Below are 16012 nucleotides of genomic sequence, written 5' to 3' on the forward strand. Positions count from 1 at the left end.
CGATGTGTCCTTCAGTCGACGTAAGCGGCAGCGCTGAAAATGGCGCAGAATGCAGCGAAGATGGAAAGCAGGGCGAGCAGCATGCAGGCTCCAGGGCATGAAAAAAGGCCCGTAGGCACCGGTTCGCTTCAACCAGCCCTGCACGACTGGGAGCGAATCCGGGCCCACGGGCCTAGATCATGGGGTGAGACTCGGTATCAGGGGGTGCAGCCCTACCAGATGTCTCGGGGCGCGTAACGCCCCTCTCTCTATTACTAGCGGTTCGATCGCACTTTGGACTTACAGCACAGCGCGGCTCACGCTGCACGCTTCTCTGCGCGGTAATGGGCCGTACGACAGCGAGGGGAACAGAACCGCTTTGGTCGGCCACGACCGGGGCGATAGACCGGCTCGTCGCATCCCTCGCGCTCACAGGTGGCCCGCATGCGCTCTTCCTGCATGTCCTCAATGGTGTACATCAGTTCGTCCTGTAGCGCCTTGCAGTCGTCGTCCGCCTGCCCGCTGTTGTAGTCACAGATTTTCTGGTTCCCGTACCTCGGTAGGAACTGCATTCCGCACAGCGTGCACGTGACCCTTGCTCGGGGCGTGGCGCGAGTCTCGTCACGCCAGGCAGCAGAGCGGCAGGCAGCACTACAGAACCGGGCCCGTTCGCCAGGTACGGAGTTCCCGCACCACTCGCAGTCAGGGCCTCCGCCGATGATTAGCATGAGGGGTGTTCTCCTTTTCGGTACTCAGAACAACTTCTCTAGCTCCCTAGGAAGTCCTTAGAGCAATGGGGAATGTATTTAGTGTTGTTGATAAGAGAACAAACAACAGAGAGTAGCTAGATCGGGTTGCTCCTCCGTGCTGTCTCTCGCTGTCTCAGTCGGCCTGCTTAGCCCTGTACGCGATAGACCGGCACGTCGCCCCGCAGTACGTCTTACGGCGCCCTGGCCCTTGCTGTACCAAGGGCTTACCGCACTGGCGGCAGTTCTCGGCGGAGTCGACAGCGGCCAGGGCCCGAGCGATTTTCTGCTGTAGGCGGGCGGCATCCTCGCTGGTACCGCACAGGTCCCATAGGGTGGTCTCGGCTACGCGGAGTAGTGAAACGAGTTGCTGGTATGTCATCGGAATGCGTTGCCTTTCGTGGTTAGTGCGTTGCAATGCGCTCTAGTGCGTTTCGATACGTTGCGAGGCTGGCTAGGAATGCAACGAATTAGAGTCAGAGAAAAGCCACCCAGCGCGCTGCCGGGTGGCTTATCTTCAGAATCAGTGTTTTCAGGCGGCGACTAGGCCAGCCTTACGCTTCGCTTGCTTCTCAGCATGCAGCCCGAGCATGGCCAGACGCTTTGCCTGCTGCACAGGGTCGTTGCCCATGTCGGACTTGAACGCGCGGACCAGTCGGCCACGGTGCGAATTCTCGTTTTCCCACGACATGATGACCCTGATCATTTCTTCAGCTGCCACGGCGTGTCTCCTCACCCGCGAATGCCTTCACTTACGTCACGTAACTAGCGGTTCGATCGCACTTTGAAGGATCAGCCCAGGTCACGGCAGGTGCTAAGCGTCTGTCTGCGGGCAGCAGAGCGCCCCGCCCACCAGATCCACTAGGGACCCAGCGAACGGGGCGCAGAGGGACGCTCAGGCGGGGCCGCAGGTCAACTCATCCGCCATGGCCACGAGATCCGCAGCAGCGTCGCTGTAGAACGGGTCTCGCACGTCGAAATCAACGCGCCGTTCATCCAATTTGCGCCACCCTCCGCGCGTACTGCGCTTCACGCTCAAGTGCGCCCCGGCGTCCTGCAACAGCTTTCGCCTGCCTGCCATGTCGGCACTCGCCCAGAGTCGCGAATAGGTCTTGCCAGTCCGGATCTCCTCAGTACGGGGCTCCACGCGCTCACGCGATTCAAGCTCAGCGAGACGGGCGTCAAGGGCGTCTGCATGCTTTTGCCAGGCTGCCTTAGCCGTTTGCGACTTGTGCCGGCCCTGCTGTTCCTGGTGCTCTTCGAACTCAGCGAGAGTGGCGTCAATCTCCGGCTGCGGGTCGTATCCGGGAATGGTGCGAGACTGGGTGACTTCCAATGCCCCCAGCATCCGCAGAAACTCGCGCTCTGCGTACTCGTCGGCCCACTCGCGCTTGATGCTGGCCGGGGCATCGCACTGCTGTCCCCTCGTGTATGAGCCGCACTTGTAGGTGTGAGTCTTGCTGGTGCTCTTGCTATTGGGGGACGGCTGGTGGAGGTACATACGCTCTCCGCACCCCGCGCAGTGAATGACTCGGAGCAGGAGCGCCACGGTGTCCACCCGATCCGGTTTCTTGTTGTCTACCGATCGCTCAGCGAGAACAGCGCCAATGTCGTCAAATTCCTCGCGAGTGAGAATCGGCTCCGTGGTGGCAATGACGGGACGTCCCTCACTGTCCCGAACCACTCCCTTTTCGGTGACCTTCCATCCCAACAGGCGCTCAGAGGTCAGGAGTTCCTTGAGCGCATTGTGGCGCCAGGTAAACCGACCACGCACGACGGTCTCACCAGCCTTTCCGCCGGTTTTCCCGCCAGTCTCCCGCCCTTGCTTGATGCTCCAGTGATCGCGGGACGAAGGGATGTTGTCCTCATTCAGTCCCCGTGCGATTGCCGCAAGACTCTTGGGAGGAATGCCGTTGCTGGGGTCTCCCTTGAGTTCCTTGATGACGCGCTCAAGGACTTTCACGGCGTCGGAGTCCTGCACCAGCGTGTAGCCCCCGCCGTCCAGTGCCTCAGGCTTATAGCCGTACGGCGGACGCGAACCACGCCAGCGAAGAGGCATCACCCGCATAGCTGCCTGCGCGCCGGTCACGCGTTCCCGGATTGCCTGAGCTTCCATCTGCGCCGCGAAAGCGAAGAGCGTGACCATGAGTTGAGCCATGGGGTCCAACGGGTTGCGGAAGTCGAGCACCAGTCGTCCGCCCGGACCTTCAGCGAATACGATCATTTTCCGGTGATCGCGTGCCCACTTCGCCAACTCGTGCATGTCGTCCATGGACCGAACGGCACGGTCAAAGCGCCAGAAGACCAGCGCATCAAATTCGTCCGGGCGACCGAGCCAGGCGCCCAATTCCGGGCGCTGAAAGGGCGTGGTCTTGCTGGCGGATACGCCAAGGTCAACGGCTTCCCGGTCGGCAAGGTCAATGCCGAGTGAGGCGGCTGCGCCCCGGTTGGCTTCCCGCTGACGCTCGGGGCTGGTGGTCTCGTCCCTCAGCACGGACAGGCGGAGGCAGGACACGCCCCGGAGTTGAGTGGTCATGGGCGCGTTCGAGCGATTCGATCGCGCTGTGCCCCTGACCTGCGGTGATGCCGTCATGGCCGGTGTCTCCAGAACTGCTAGTCGGAGACCTTTCGGAAACCCTTATGGGCATCCGGCACCGGGCACGGTGGCCGAGCTGAGGGCCGTGGGGGCGGTGGTGCTGCGGACCGACCGGGACGGGGCGCTCGCCGTGACCGGAGGCGGCACGGGCGGGGAGGCGGGGGAGCTGTACGTGGCGCGAGACTGAGGGCATGAACTCGGTGAACCCCGCGCAGATCGACGCCTACCTCCGCCGGCTCGGTGCCGTCCGTCCGGCCCGGCCCACCGCCGAGGCCCTGCGCGAGCTGCATCTGCTGCATCTGCGGACCGTGCCTTTCGAGAACCTGTCGATCCACCTCGGCGAGGAGATCGTGCTGGACGGGAAGCGGCTGCTGGACAAGGTGGCGGGCGCGGGCCGGGGCGGGTTCTGCTACGAACTCAACGGCGCTTTCTCGGTGTTGCTGACCGCGCTCGGGTTCGGGGTGACGCCGCTGGCGGGGCGGGTGTACGGGGCGGAGGGGCGGCTCGGGATCCCGTACGACCATCTCGCGCTGCGGGTGCGGACGGCGGACGGGGGCGAGTGGCTCGCCGACGTGGGGTTCGGGGCGCACAGCCACTACCCGCTGGCGTTCGCGGAACGGGGTGAGCAGGCCGATCCCGGCGGGACGTTCCGGATCGCGGCGGCCGGGCCGGACGCGGCGGGGGTACGGGGCGAAGACGGCGCGGTGGCCGGGGATCTGGACGTGCTGCGCGACGGGCGGCCGCAGTACCGGCTGGAGGTCCGGCCGCGGGTGCTCGGGGACTTCACGGCCGGGGCGTGGTGGCACAGCACCTCGCCGTCGTCGCACTTCACACAGTCGCTGGTCTGTTCCCGGGTCACCGAGGACGGCGGGCGGATCACGCTCAGCGGGCGGACGTTGACGGAGACGGCGGCCGACGGGGCGCGTGAAGTACGGGAGTTGGAGCGTGACGAGGAGGTGCTCGGGGTCTACCGGGAGCGGTTCGGGATCGAGCTGGACTGTGTGCCGACTGTGCGAAATCCGGGGAAAGTCAACCGGAATGGCTGATTCGTGCTTGATGGGAGAACATGTTTCTACTGGCGCGTAGCAGGCTACTCGTGGGTAGTTCCGGCGCATGCGCCGGATTCCCATGATGTGGGCCCGTGTTGCCCTGAAAGCCGCATCAGTGATCGAATGTTTCTTCGGCAACGGATGGTGGCGAGGCGTACAGGGGTGGCGAGGATGTTCGGCCGCTTGATGGGAAACCGAACGAACCGGGTGCAGCGGACGAGCCCCCTCGCGGCGGTGCGGACTCCGCCCGACGCCGGGGTGCTGAGCTGCCGGGTGCTCGACCCGGTCAACCAACCGGTGACGAAAGCCGAGTTCGCGGTCAGCGACGCCATGGGGCGCACGGTGGTCAGCGGGGGCACGGATCCCTACGGGTCGTTCGTGACGACCGTGCCGGCCGGGGAGTACCGGCTGGCGGTGTCCGCCGAGGGGTTCACGCCGTACCGGGCCACCGCGCAGGTCGGCGAGAACTGCCTCGCCTCGCTCGGTGACGTGACCCTCCAGGTCGCCCGGCCGCCGGAGCTGCCGGCGCCCGGGGACTGGGAGATCGAGCCGACGCATTCCTCGATCGGCTTCACCGCCCGGCACATCGGACTGGCCCGGATCCACGGGCGGTTCAACTCGTTCGCGGGCGCGGTACGGATGGCCGAGCAGATGGAGCGGTCCGCGATGCACGTCGTGATCGACGCCGCGACCATCGACACGGGTGTCCGGATGCGCGACGACCATCTGCGCTCGGCCGACTTCCTGGACGTGCAGCGGTTTCCGACGCTGGAGTTCTACAGCGACCGGTTCGTGCACAGGGGCGGCACCAGGTGGGCCGTCACCGGGGCGCTGTCCCTGCACGGCGTGACGCGCACGGTCACCCTCGACACGGAGTACCTCGGGCTCGGCAACGGCATGGAGGGCGAGGTGCGAGCCGCCTGCCGGGCCACCACCGAACTCCACCGCGACGACTTCACCGTGAGCTGGCAGACGATGCTGGCGCGCGGGATCGCGGTGGTCGGGCCGAGCATCCGCGTCGACCTGGACGTGCAGATCGTCCCGAAGGGCTGAGCAGGCCACTGAGGCTTTGTCCCACTCGTTGCGGTGGCCGGCGCTGGTCGGCGGTGACCGAGAATGAGGCCGTGAGCGATGTGAGACATGTGCTGGTGCTGCCGGACCGCGATGCGGCGGAGGAGGCGGCCCAGGCCCTCGGGGAGCGGTTCGGGACCGACGAGGAGCCGCGGCTGGTGCGGGACGCGCTGGCGGGGGAGGACGACGCGGAGGACGCGCAGTGGCTGGTGCTGCTCGGGGACGAGCAGGGACGGCTGGACCCGGCGGAGCTGGACGAGTTCGCGGGGGAGTGGGAGGGGTGGCGGGAGGAGCCGTAGGAGCGCGGGCGGCCCGGGGCGGGGAAGACGCGGCCGGACCCGTTGTCAGTGGGCCGTGGGATGCTTGGCGCGATGGCCAAGAAGACTGCTGATGACGATCCGCTTGCCCCGCTGACGCTGGCCGTGGGACAGGAGGACCTGCTGCTCGACCGTGCCGTGCAGCAGGTGGTGGCCGCTGCCCGGGCCGCCGACGCCGACACGGACGTGCGGGACCTGAACCCCGACCAGGTGCAGCCCGGCACGCTCGCCGAGCTGACCAGCCCGTCGCTCTTCGCGGAGCGCAAGGTCGTGGTCGTACGCAACGCGCAGGATCTGTCCGCCGACACCGTCAAGGACGTGAAGGCGTACCTCGGGGCGCCCGCCGAGGAGATCACACTCGTGCTGCTGCACGCGGGCGGGGTCAAGGGCAAGGCGCTGCTGGACGCGGCGCGCAAGGCAGGGGCCCGGGAGGTCGCCTGCCCGAAGATGACCAAGCCGGCCGACCGGCTCGCGTTCGTACGGAGCGAGTTCCGGGCGGTCGGACGGTCCGCCACGCCCGAGGCCTGTCAGGCGCTCGTCGACGCCATCGGCAGCGATCTGCGGGAGCTGGCGTCGGCCGTGACCCAGCTCGCCGCGGACGTCGAGGGCACCATCGACGAGGCCGTCGTCGGGCGGTACTACACCGGGCGGGCCGAGGCGTCGAGCTTCACCGTGGCCGACCGGGCCGTGGAGGGGCGTACCGCGGAGGCGCTGGAGGCGCTGCGCTGGTCGCTGGCGACCGGGGTCGCCCCGGTGCTGATCACGAGCGCGCTCGCGCAGGGGGTGCGGGCGATCGGGAAGCTGGCCGGGGCGCGGAGCGGGCGGCCCGCCGATCTCGCGCGCGAGCTGGGCATGCCCCCGTGGAAGATCGACCGGGTGCGGCAGCAGATGCGGGGGTGGACGCCGGACGGGGTCGCGGTGGCGCTGCGGGCCGTCGCCGAGGCGGACGCGGGCGTCAAGGGCGGTGGGGACGATCCCGAGTACGCCCTGGAGAAGGCCGTGGTGACGATCGCGCGGGCCGCGCGGTCACGAGGCCAGGGGTAGCAAGTAGGGCGTAGCAAGCAAGAGGGGGCACAGGAGGCGCCCGGGCAGGCCGAAGGCCCCGGTGCCCGCCCTGGGGAAGGGCGAGTGCCGGGGCCTTCGGTTCAAGCTGTCGATCGACGCCCGCGTGGCGAACGCAGGCCGCGCGTCGATCCTCGGGTGCCGGTCGGGGGCGGATGAGAGAGGGCCCGCCCGGGTCCTTCCGGCGTCAAATCAAGTGTTCAGCCCTTGAGGGAAGCAACCTTGGAAGCAAGCGCCGACTTCTTGTTGGCGGCCTGGTTCTTGTGGATGACGCCCTTCGAGACGGCCTTGTCGAGCGCACGCGCGGCAGCGCGCTGCAGCTCGGTGGCCTTCTCGACGTCACCCGCGGCAGCGGCCTCACGGGCCTTGCGGACCGCGGTCTTCAGGGAGGACTTGACGGCCTTGTTGCGCAGCCGAGCCTTCTCGTTGGTCTTGATCCGCTTGATCTGGGACTTGATGTTCGCCACGAAAGAGCCTTTTCAGGTTCTGGCACGGGGCCGCGAAGGTCCCGTGCCGATGATTTCTTGAAGTCGTGCCTCGCGCTGAGAGGGCATGAGACACAGCTGCCCACGTTACCAGCGAGCCGGACAACGGCCCAAACCGGTCCCCGGTCCCTCTCCATGGGACCATGGAGACTACGTATTGATCCGACCCGAGGCATAAGGCGCCTCAAGAGACAGGACCCTGCGTGCCCGCGACCCCTAACAATGTGCCCGAGCCGAGCCGTACCGCCCCGGCTCTGATCCGCAATTTCTGCATCATCGCGCACATCGACCACGGCAAGTCCACGCTCGCCGACCGGATGCTCCAGCTGACCGGTGTGGTCGAGCAGCGGCAGATGCGTGCTCAGTACCTCGACCGGATGGACATCGAGCGCGAGCGCGGCATCACGATCAAGTCCCAGGCGGTGCGTCTGCCCTGGGCCCCGACGGAGGGCCCGGACCAGGGCAGCACGCACATCCTCAACATGATCGACACCCCGGGGCACGTCGACTTCACCTACGAGGTCTCGCGGTCGCTGGCGGCCTGCGAGGGGACCGTGCTCCTCGTCGACGCCGCCCAGGGCATCGAGGCGCAGACCCTCGCCAACCTCTACCTGGCGATGGAGAACGACCTCACGATCATCCCCGTGCTCAACAAGATCGACCTGCCGGCCGCGCAGCCGGAGAAGTTCGCCGAGGAACTGGCGAACCTGGTCGGCTGCGAGCCGGACGACGTGCTGCGGGTCTCCGCCAAGACCGGTCTCGGCGTGGACGCGCTGCTGAACAAGGTCGTCAAGGAGATCCCGGCGCCGGTCGGCGTCGCCGACGCGCCCGCCCGTGCCATGATCTTCGACTCGGTCTACGACTCCTACCGCGGTGTCGTGACGTACGTCCGTGTCATCGACGGCCAGCTCAACAAGCGCGAGCGCATCAAGATGATGTCGACGGGCGCCACCCACGAACTGCTGGAGATCGGTACCAACTCGCCGGAGATGCTGTCCGCCGACGGACTCGGCGTCGGCGAGGTGGGTTATCTGATCACGGGTGTGAAGGACGTCCGGCAGTCCAAGGTCGGTGACACCGTCACCAGCCAGACCAAGGGCGCCACCGAGGCGCTCGGCGGCTACAAGGACCCGAAGCCGATGGTCTTCTCCGGTCTGTATCCGCTGGACGGCTCCGACTACCCCGAGCTGCGCGAGGCCCTCGACAAGCTCCAGCTCAACGATGCCGCGCTCGTCTACGAACCGGAGACCTCCGCCGCGCTCGGCTTCGGTTTCCGTGTCGGCTTCCTCGGCCTGCTGCACCTGGACGTGATCCGGGAGCGGCTGGAGCGCGAGTTCGGGCTCGACCTCATCGCCACCGCGCCGAACGTGGTCTACCGCGTGGTCATGGAGGACCGGACCGAGTTCACGGTCACCAACCCGAGCGAGTTCCCCGAGGGGAAGATCAACGAGGTGTACGAGCCCGTCGTACGGGCCACGATCCTCGCGCCGACCGAGTTCATCGGCTCGATCATGGAGCTGTGCCAGACCCGGCGCGGCACCCTGCTCGGGATGGACTACCTGTCCGAGGACCGGGTCGAGATCCGGTACACGCTCCCCCTCGCGGAGATCGTCTTCGACTTCTTCGACCAGCTGAAGTCGAAGACCCGCGGTTACGCGTCGCTGGACTACGAGCCCACCGGCGAGCAGACCTCCAGCCTGGTCAAGGTCGACATCCTGCTGCACGGCGACAAGGTCGACGCGTTCTCGGCGATCACCCACAAGGACGCGGCCTACGCGTACGGCGTGCGGCTCGTCGCCAAGCTGCGCGAGCTCATTCCGCGGCAGGCCTTCGAGGTGCCCATCCAGGCCGCCATCGGCTCCCGGGTGATCGCCCGCGAGACCATCCGTGCCATCCGCAAGGACGTCCTCGCCAAGTGCTACGGCGGTGACATCTCCCGTAAGCGGAAGCTGCTGGAGAAGCAGAAGGAAGGCAAGAAGCGGATGAAGATGGTGGGTTCCGTGGAGGTTCCGCAGGAGGCCTTCATCGCGGTGCTCTCCAGCGATGACAGCGCGGGATCGGCCAAGAGCAAGAAGTAACCGCGGGTAATAATCCGTCGCGGGCGCAAATCGGGTACAACAGGGGTCCGCCGTACGAAAGTGCGGCGGACCCCTACGCGTGCGTAGCGTCGCTCTGCGTGGACCATGCGGCGAAACAGACAGGCCGATGCCCCTTACGTACAGGCCGGTCGCGGCTTACTCTGATCCCTGCTCGATAGTTACTCGCGAGTTAAACAACCAGCGCGAACCCCACCGTGAGTAAACCCCAGCCGCACTGAGCCAGCCGCACCGTCGCGGGCCCCGGAGGATGTCGTGACCGACACACAGACACTGATCGAGAACCGACCGCCGTCCGTGGCGGCCCTCTTCCTGGATCGCGTGGCGGCCACACCGGACGCCGAGGCCTACCGCTACCCGGTGCCCGCGGCCTCCGGTCAGGGTCCGGACGACTGGAAGTCGCTCAGCTGGGCGCAGGCGGCCGAGCAGGTCTACGCGATCGCGGCCGGTCTCATCGAACTCGGCATCGAGCCCGAGCAGCGGGTCGCCCTCGCCGCCTCCACCCGCGTCGAGTGGATCCTCGCCGACCTCGGCATCCTGTGCGCCGGCGCCGCCACCACGACCGTCTACCCGCAGACCAACGCCGAGGAGTCGGCGTTCATCCTCTCCGACTCCGGCAGCCGGGTGCTGATCGCGGAGGACGCGGCACAGGTCGCCAAGGCCGTCGAGAAGCGCGCCGAGCTGCCCGAGCTCACCCAGGTCGTCGTCATCGACCCGGCCGGCGTCGAGACCGGCGACTGGGTCATCACCCTCGCCGAACTGGAGCAGCGCGGCGCCAGGTACCTGGAGAAGCACCCCGAGCTGATCAAGGAGCGGGTCGGCGCGATCACCAAGGACCAGCTCGCCACCCTCATCTACACCTCCGGCACCACCGGCCGCCCCAAGGGTGTACGGCTGCCGCAGGACAACTGGTCGTACATGGCGAAGGCGATCGCCGCGACCGGGCTGATCAGCAGCGAGGACGTGCAGTACCTGTGGCTGCCGCTCGCCCACGTCTTCGGCAAGGTGCTCACCTCCGGGCAGATCGAGGTCGGTCACGTCACCGCCGTCGACGGCCGCGTCGACAAGATCATCGAGAATCTGCCGGTGGTGCAGCCGACGTACATGGCCGCCGTGCCGCGCATCTTCGAGAAGGTCTACAACGGCGTGGCCGCGAAGGCCCGCGCGGGCGGCGGCGCCAAGTACAAGATCTTCCAGTGGGCGTCCGAGGTCGCCCGCGAGTACGCCAAGGTCACCCAGGACAACTTCCGCCGCACCGGCGCCGCGACCGCGCCCTTCGGGCTCGCCGCCAAGCACAAGGTCGCCGACGGGCTCGTCTACTCCAAGCTGCGGGAGGCCTTCGGCGGGCGGCTGCGGGCCTGCGTCTCCGGGTCGGCCGCGCTGGCGCCCGAGATCGGCTACTTCTTCGCCGGTGCCGGCGTGCACATCCTGGAGGGCTACGGCCTCACCGAGTCCTCCGCCGCGTCCTTCGTGAACCCCGGCGAGGCCTACCGCACCGGTACGGTCGGCAAGCCGCTGCCCGGCTGCGAGGTGCGGATCGCCGACGACGGGGAGATCCTGCTGCGCGGCCCCGGCATCATGGAGGGCTACCACGGGCTGCCCGAGAAGACGGCGGAGGTCCTGGAGGCCGACGGGTGGTTCCACACCGGTGACATCGGCGAGCTGTCCCCCGACGGCTATCTGCGGATCACCGACCGCAAGAAGGACCTCATCAAGACGTCCGGCGGCAAGTACATCGCGCCCGCCGAGGTCGAGGGACAGTTCAAGGCGGTCTGCCCCTATGTCTCCAACATCCTCGTGCACGGTGCCGACCGGAACTTCTGCACCGCTCTGATCGCCCTCGACGAGGTCGCGATCCTGGAGTGGGCCAAGGAGAACGGCCTGGACGGCAAGTCCTACGCCGAGGTGGTGGCCGCGCCGGTGACCGTCGAGATGGTCGACGGGTACGTCAAGCAGCTCAACGAAGGGCTGCAACGGTGGCAGACCATCAAGAAGTTCCGGCTGCTGCCCCGGGACCTGGACGTGGAGCACGGGGAGATCACGCCGAGTCTGAAGCTGAAGAGGCCGGTTGTGGAGCGGGAGTACAAGCACCTCATTGACGAGATGTACGCGGGGACTCGGGAGGCCTAGGGGTTCGTCGTCGGGTGCGGGGGAGTGGGGGCTGGTCGCGCAGTTCCCCGCACCCCTTTAGCCGGACCGCTCAGCTCTGCTTAACAGTCGCCGTAGTTCCCTGGCTTCTTCTCTTAGCGATGCCGCGTGGAGAGGTTCTTCGGACAGCCGCTCCTCCAGGATCGTCAGTCGTTTGCTCAGCTCGCCGAAGTCCGCCTGTTCGCGTGCCAGCAGTTCCTGCAACTGCTGGTTCTTCCGGTGCAGTTCCAGGAAGACGTTGACCTTCGCCCGCAGCACCCACGGATCGAACGGCTTCGTCAGATAGTCCGCCGCGCCCGTCGCGTAGCCGCGGAACGTGTACCCGGCGTCCTCCTCCGTCCCCGTCAGGAAGATGATCGGGACGTCTTTCGTCTGGTCGAGGCGTTTGATGTTCGCGGCTGTTTCGAAGCCGTCCATGCCCGGCATGCGGATGTCGAGGAGGACCACGGCGAAGCGGCGGCGCAGCAGGGCCTTCATCGCCTCCTCGCCGGAGCGGGCCCGGACGATCGGCTCGTTCAGCGACCGCAGAACGGCTTCCAGTGCGATCAGGTTGTCCTCCATGTCGTCGACCAGGAGGATGCCGGCACGCTCGTCAGCGGTCATTGCTCCGTCCCTTCGCCGTCGGCCGTCTCGCCGTTCCGCGTGCTGTCGGGGTCCAGGAGCGCGCAGACGACGGTGAGCAGCCGGTCGGCGTCCACCGGCTCGGGAACGTAGTCGTTGGCGCCGCGTGCGATGGACTTCTCCCGGTCGCCCGGTATCGCCCGGCGTCGAGGACCTGGTTGACGTCGTTGAAGGGGGACGTCCGGGCGCTCTGGCCGGGGCTTGCCGACAGCCGCACGTCCAGGCGGCCGTGGTGCACCAGCTCCCGCTTCACGCGCCGTACTTCGGTGTTGAAGTGAATGCCGCGGTCCATGATCTGGTCGAAGACCGCGATGAGTCCGGCGACGATCCCCTCCCCGGCGGTCCCCGCGATCCCGGTCTCCGGGACCTTGCAGAGGTCGCCGTCGCGGGCGGCGGCCATCGCGGCGAGCAGAGGGCGCGGTTCGGATGCTCGGAGTTGTTCCGGTTTCTGTCCGTCTTCGAGCACGCGCGTAGCACTGTTCTCACTCATGGCGGCCCACTTCGGTAACTCGGTGCTTATGGGCGCAGTCAGTCTGTCACTCTGTCCGCATCGATCGGGATGTATTCGTCCGAACTGCTCGGGGAGCTGGACATGGGGGCCATACCCACGCAACGGGAGACCGTCTCCCGGGTCCGTGAGGAGCCTGCGCACGACGCGGCGCCCGCGCACGACACCGCGGGCCCGCGTGCGCAGAGGCACGCGACCCTGCCCGGGAGCCCCCTCGCGCCCGGTTCCGCCCGCGCCCTGGTGCGCGCCTCCCTCGACGAGTGGACCGACTGCGGACTCCTCTGCCCGGAGCAGCAGCGGATCGCCGAGGACGCCATGGTCGTCGTCAGCGAACTCGTCACCAACGCCGTCGTGCACGCCGGCACGGACGTCGAGGTCGACTGGTGGCTGGAGAAGCGGGAGGAGACGGCGTTCGTCGTCGAGGTCACCGACCGCCATCCCTCCCGGGCGCCCCGCGACCATCCGGGCGAGACGCCCTACGAGACACCGGAGTTCGGGCGCGGGCTGCGTCTGGTCGCCTCGCTCGCCGAGTCCTGGGGGGTGACGTACCGCACCGGTGCGAAGTCGGTGTGGGCCCGGCTGACCGGCCGCGGCGGCACGCTCCCCGACGAGCAGCAGCTGAAGGTCGCCGAGATCCTCGCCCCCGAGCCACCTCAGCACGCGCACGCGGGCACGCGCACGCACGCGCACGTGGCCGCGACGGAGAGCGTGGCATGCTCCCACCGCCCCGAACGCGACCGGGACTGGCTCAACCGGGGCGCGCTGTCCTTCCTCGCCGAGGCCTCCGACCTGCTCGCCGGGCAGCTCGACGAGAACCTGGTGGCCGCGCTCACCGGCCAGCTGATCGTGCCGCGGCTCGCCGACTGGTGCGCGGTGTGGCTGGAGGACGAGGCGACCGGGCGCGGGGGCGGCTGGGGCGACCCGGCAGGCGCGGGCGGCGCGGGCGGCCCGCGGCTGGCCCGGGTCTGGCACGGCAGCGAGAACCGCATCGAGGAACTGCGCCGCGCCCTGGAGAAGGACCCGCCGTGCGCGCAGAGCGGCTTACGGTCCGGGCCCGAGCCGTATCCCTGGCCCGGCGCGGCGCTCGGCCCGCAGGGCGCCCTCGGCTCGGCGCTCGCCTACCGGCTGGTCGCGGGCGGCCGCCCGCTCGGCACGCTCGTCATCGGACGCTCCGGCCCGGACGGCATCCCCGACGAGATCACCGGCCTGGTGGAGGACTTCGGCCGCCGGGTCGCCCTCGCCATCGGCGCGGCCCGCCAGTACGCCCGCCAGGCCACCATCAGTGCCGTACTCCAGCGCGGGCTGCTGCCCGGCGCGGTCGCGGAGATCCCGGGCGTGCGCAGCGCGCTCGTCTACGAACCCTGTGACAAGGGCGGCCCCAGCGGCGACTTCTACGACCTCTTCCCGGCCGGCGACGGCCGCTGGTGCTTCGCGGTCGGCGACGTCCAGGGCAAGGGCCCCGAGGCCGCCGTCGTCATCGGCCTCGCCCGGCCCTGGCTGCGGCTCCTCGCCCGCGAGGGGTACCGGGTCGCCGACGTCCTCGACCGGCTCAACCAGCTCCTCCTCGACGACGCCACCGAGGCAGCCGACGCCGCCGCCCGCGCCCTGGTCGCCGCCGGCGGCCGCCCCACGCCGCCCGGAGACGGCCCGCAGACCCGTTTCCTCTCCCTCCTCTACGGCGAACTCACCCCCCTCGACGGCGGCGGCATCCGCTGCACCCTCGCCTCCGCGGGGCACCCGCTGCCGCTGGTCCTCGGCCCCGACGGCGAGGTCCGTACCGCCGCCCACCCGCAGACCCTGCTCGGGGTCGTCGAGGACGAGACGTACACCAGCGAGACCATCGAGCTCGCGCCCGGCGACAGTCTGCTGTGCGTGACCGACGGGGTCACCGAGCGCCGCTCCGGCAGCCGCCAGTTCGACGACGGCGACGGGCTCGCGCTGGCGCTCGCCGGCTGCGCGGGGCTGAGTGCCGACCTGATCGCCGAACGCATCAGACGGCTCGTCCACGAGTTCGGCGGCGGACAGCCGGAGGACGACCTGGCGCTGCTGGTGCTCCAGGCGGAGTGACCGCGGCCGTGCGGGACAATGGGGGACATGCCTTCCGCACTTCCCGACGGCGAGCCGGTTCCGGACGACGGCGCGCTGCCCGCGTCCGCGCTCGCCGGTGCCGCCGCCCGCCCCCTCGGGTTCTACCTGCACGTCCCCTACTGCGCGACCCGCTGCGGCTACTGCGACTTCAACACCTACACGGCGACCGAGCTGCGCGGCACCGGCGGTGTCCTCGCCTCCCGCGACAACTACGCGGACGCGCTGATCGACGAGGTCAGGCTGGCGCGCAAGGTCCTCGGCGACGACCCGCGCGAGGTGCGCACGGTGTTCGTGGGCGGCGGTACGCCGACGCTGCTGGCCGCCGCCGATCTGGTACGGATGCTGCACGCGATCCGCGACGAGTTCGGGCTCGCGGCCGACGCGGAGGTCACGACGGAGGCGAACCCGGAGTCCGTCGGCCCCGCGTATCTGGCGGCTCTGCGGGAGGGCGGCTTCAACCGGATCTCCTTCGGCATGCAGAGCGCCCGGCAGCACGTGCTGCGGGTGCTCGACCGGACGCACACCCCCGGACGCCCGGAGGCGTGCGTCGCGGAGGCCCGCGCGGCCGGCTTCGAGCACGTGAACCTGGACCTGATCTACGGCACCCCGGGCGAGTCCGACGACGACTGGCGGGCCTCGCTGGACGCGGCGATCGGGGCCGGTCCCGACCATGTGTCGGCGTACGCGCTGATCGTCGAGGAGGGCACCCAGCTCGCCCGCCGGATCCGCCGGGGCGAGGTCCCGATGACCGACGACGACGTCCACGCCGACCGCTACCTGATCGCCGACTCGGTGCTGGCGGAGGCGGGCTTCGACTGGTACGAGGTGTCCAACTGGGCCACCTCCGAGGCCGGCCGCTGCCTGCACAACGAGCTGTACTGGCGGGGCGCCGACTGGTGGGGCGCGGGGCCCGGGGCGCACTCGCACGTGGGGGGCGTGCGGTGGTGGAACGTGAAGCACCCGGGGGCGTACGCGGCGGCGCTGGCGTCCGGGCGGTCGCCGGGGGCCGGGCGTGAGGTCCTGACGGACGAGGACCGGCGGGTGGAGCGGATCCTGCTGGAGCTGCGGCTGCGGGAGGGGGTGCCGTTGGATCTGCTGAGGGAGGAGGGGCTGGCGGCTTCGCGGCGGGCACGGGGGGAGGGCCTGCTGGCGGCCGGTCCGTACGAGGAGGGGCGGGCCGTGCTGACGCTGCGGGGGCGGTTGCTGGCGGACGCGGTGGTCAGGGATCTGGTGGACTGACCGCCCC

The 16012-nt window shown here is 68.8% G+C and carries 12 protein-coding genes and 1 pseudogene; 8 read left to right on the plus strand and 5 right to left on the minus strand.

Annotation, left to right across the window (positions count from 1 at the left end; all coding sequences use genetic code 11):
- Nucleotides 1-1257: 1257 nt before the first annotated feature.
- Complete coding sequence (locus tag KVT45_RS20885; RefSeq protein WP_217549594.1) at nucleotides 1258-1446, minus strand: hypothetical protein; 189 nt, start codon at nucleotides 1444-1446, stop codon at nucleotides 1258-1260.
- A 174-nt stretch (nucleotides 1447-1620) separates the two neighbouring features.
- The gene (locus tag KVT45_RS20890) at nucleotides 1621-3261 is read right to left on the minus strand and encodes a recombinase family protein (RefSeq protein ID WP_254647071.1); all 1641 of its coding nucleotides are present in this window, start codon (nucleotides 3259-3261) and stop codon (nucleotides 1621-1623) included.
- A gap of 260 nt (nucleotides 3262-3521) precedes the next feature.
- Here KVT45_RS20890 and KVT45_RS20900 point away from each other — a divergent pair, with 260 nt between their 5' ends.
- From KVT45_RS20900 to holA, 4 genes are all read left to right on the plus strand, one after another.
- Nucleotides 3522-4367: an arylamine N-acetyltransferase gene (locus KVT45_RS20900; protein WP_217549695.1), complete on the plus strand. Its 846-nt coding sequence runs from the start codon at nucleotides 3522-3524 to the stop codon at nucleotides 4365-4367.
- A gap of 174 nt (nucleotides 4368-4541) precedes the next feature.
- Complete coding sequence (locus tag KVT45_RS20905) at nucleotides 4542-5423, plus strand: YceI family protein (protein WP_217549596.1); 882 nt, start codon at nucleotides 4542-4544, stop codon at nucleotides 5421-5423.
- A 71-nt stretch (nucleotides 5424-5494) separates the two neighbouring features.
- A complete protein-coding gene (locus tag KVT45_RS20910) occupies nucleotides 5495-5740 on the plus strand; it encodes a hypothetical protein (RefSeq protein ID WP_217549598.1) in 246 nt (81 codons plus the stop codon).
- 72 nt (nucleotides 5741-5812) lie between these two features.
- Nucleotides 5813-6802: a DNA polymerase III subunit delta gene (gene holA / locus KVT45_RS20915; RefSeq protein ID WP_217549600.1), complete on the plus strand. Its 990-nt coding sequence runs from the start codon at nucleotides 5813-5815 to the stop codon at nucleotides 6800-6802.
- 218 nt (nucleotides 6803-7020) lie between these two features.
- Here the strand turns inward: holA and rpsT are convergent, their stop codons facing one another.
- On the minus strand, nucleotides 7021-7287 hold the full coding sequence (gene rpsT, locus KVT45_RS20920; RefSeq protein WP_089106790.1) for a 30S ribosomal protein S20: 267 nt from the start codon (nucleotides 7285-7287) through the stop codon (nucleotides 7021-7023).
- A 221-nt stretch (nucleotides 7288-7508) separates the two neighbouring features.
- Between rpsT and lepA the strand changes: the two genes are divergently transcribed.
- Nucleotides 7509-9383 carry a translation elongation factor 4 gene (lepA, locus tag KVT45_RS20925; protein WP_089106789.1) on the plus strand — a complete coding sequence of 625 codons (1875 nt, stop codon included), beginning with the start codon at nucleotides 7509-7511 and terminating at the stop codon, nucleotides 9381-9383.
- A 273-nt stretch (nucleotides 9384-9656) separates the two neighbouring features.
- A complete protein-coding gene (locus KVT45_RS20930) occupies nucleotides 9657-11531 on the plus strand; it encodes a long-chain fatty acid--CoA ligase (RefSeq protein WP_217549602.1) in 1875 nt (624 codons plus the stop codon).
- A 57-nt stretch (nucleotides 11532-11588) separates the two neighbouring features.
- On the opposite strand, the gene KVT45_RS20935 is transcribed toward KVT45_RS20930, so the two are convergent.
- Together KVT45_RS20935 and KVT45_RS20940 are read right to left on the minus strand one after the other, a co-directional pair.
- Nucleotides 11589-12152 (minus strand): two-component system response regulator, encoded by a 564-nt coding sequence (locus KVT45_RS20935; RefSeq protein WP_217549604.1) that lies wholly within the window; start codon nucleotides 12150-12152, stop codon nucleotides 11589-11591.
- Between the two features lie 160 nt (nucleotides 12153-12312).
- Nucleotides 12313-12660, minus strand: a pseudogene (locus KVT45_RS20940) (hypothetical protein); the annotation flags it as partial.
- A 102-nt stretch (nucleotides 12661-12762) separates the two neighbouring features.
- On the opposite strand from KVT45_RS20940, the gene KVT45_RS20945 reads away from it, so the two are divergent.
- Together KVT45_RS20945 and hemW are read left to right on the plus strand one after the other, a co-directional pair.
- Nucleotides 12763-14745 (plus strand): SpoIIE family protein phosphatase, encoded by a 1983-nt coding sequence (locus KVT45_RS20945; protein ID WP_217549606.1) that lies wholly within the window; start codon nucleotides 12763-12765, stop codon nucleotides 14743-14745.
- Between the two features lie 27 nt (nucleotides 14746-14772).
- On the plus strand, nucleotides 14773-16005 hold the full coding sequence (gene hemW, locus KVT45_RS20950) for a radical SAM family heme chaperone HemW (RefSeq protein WP_217549608.1): 1233 nt from the start codon (nucleotides 14773-14775) through the stop codon (nucleotides 16003-16005).
- Nucleotides 16006-16012: the final 7 nt, after the last annotated feature.

The sequence above is a fragment of the Streptomyces sp. GbtcB6 genome (genome assembly GCF_019091475.1).
Classification (GTDB): Bacteria; Actinomycetota; Actinomycetes; order Streptomycetales; family Streptomycetaceae; genus Streptomyces; species Streptomyces hyaluromycini.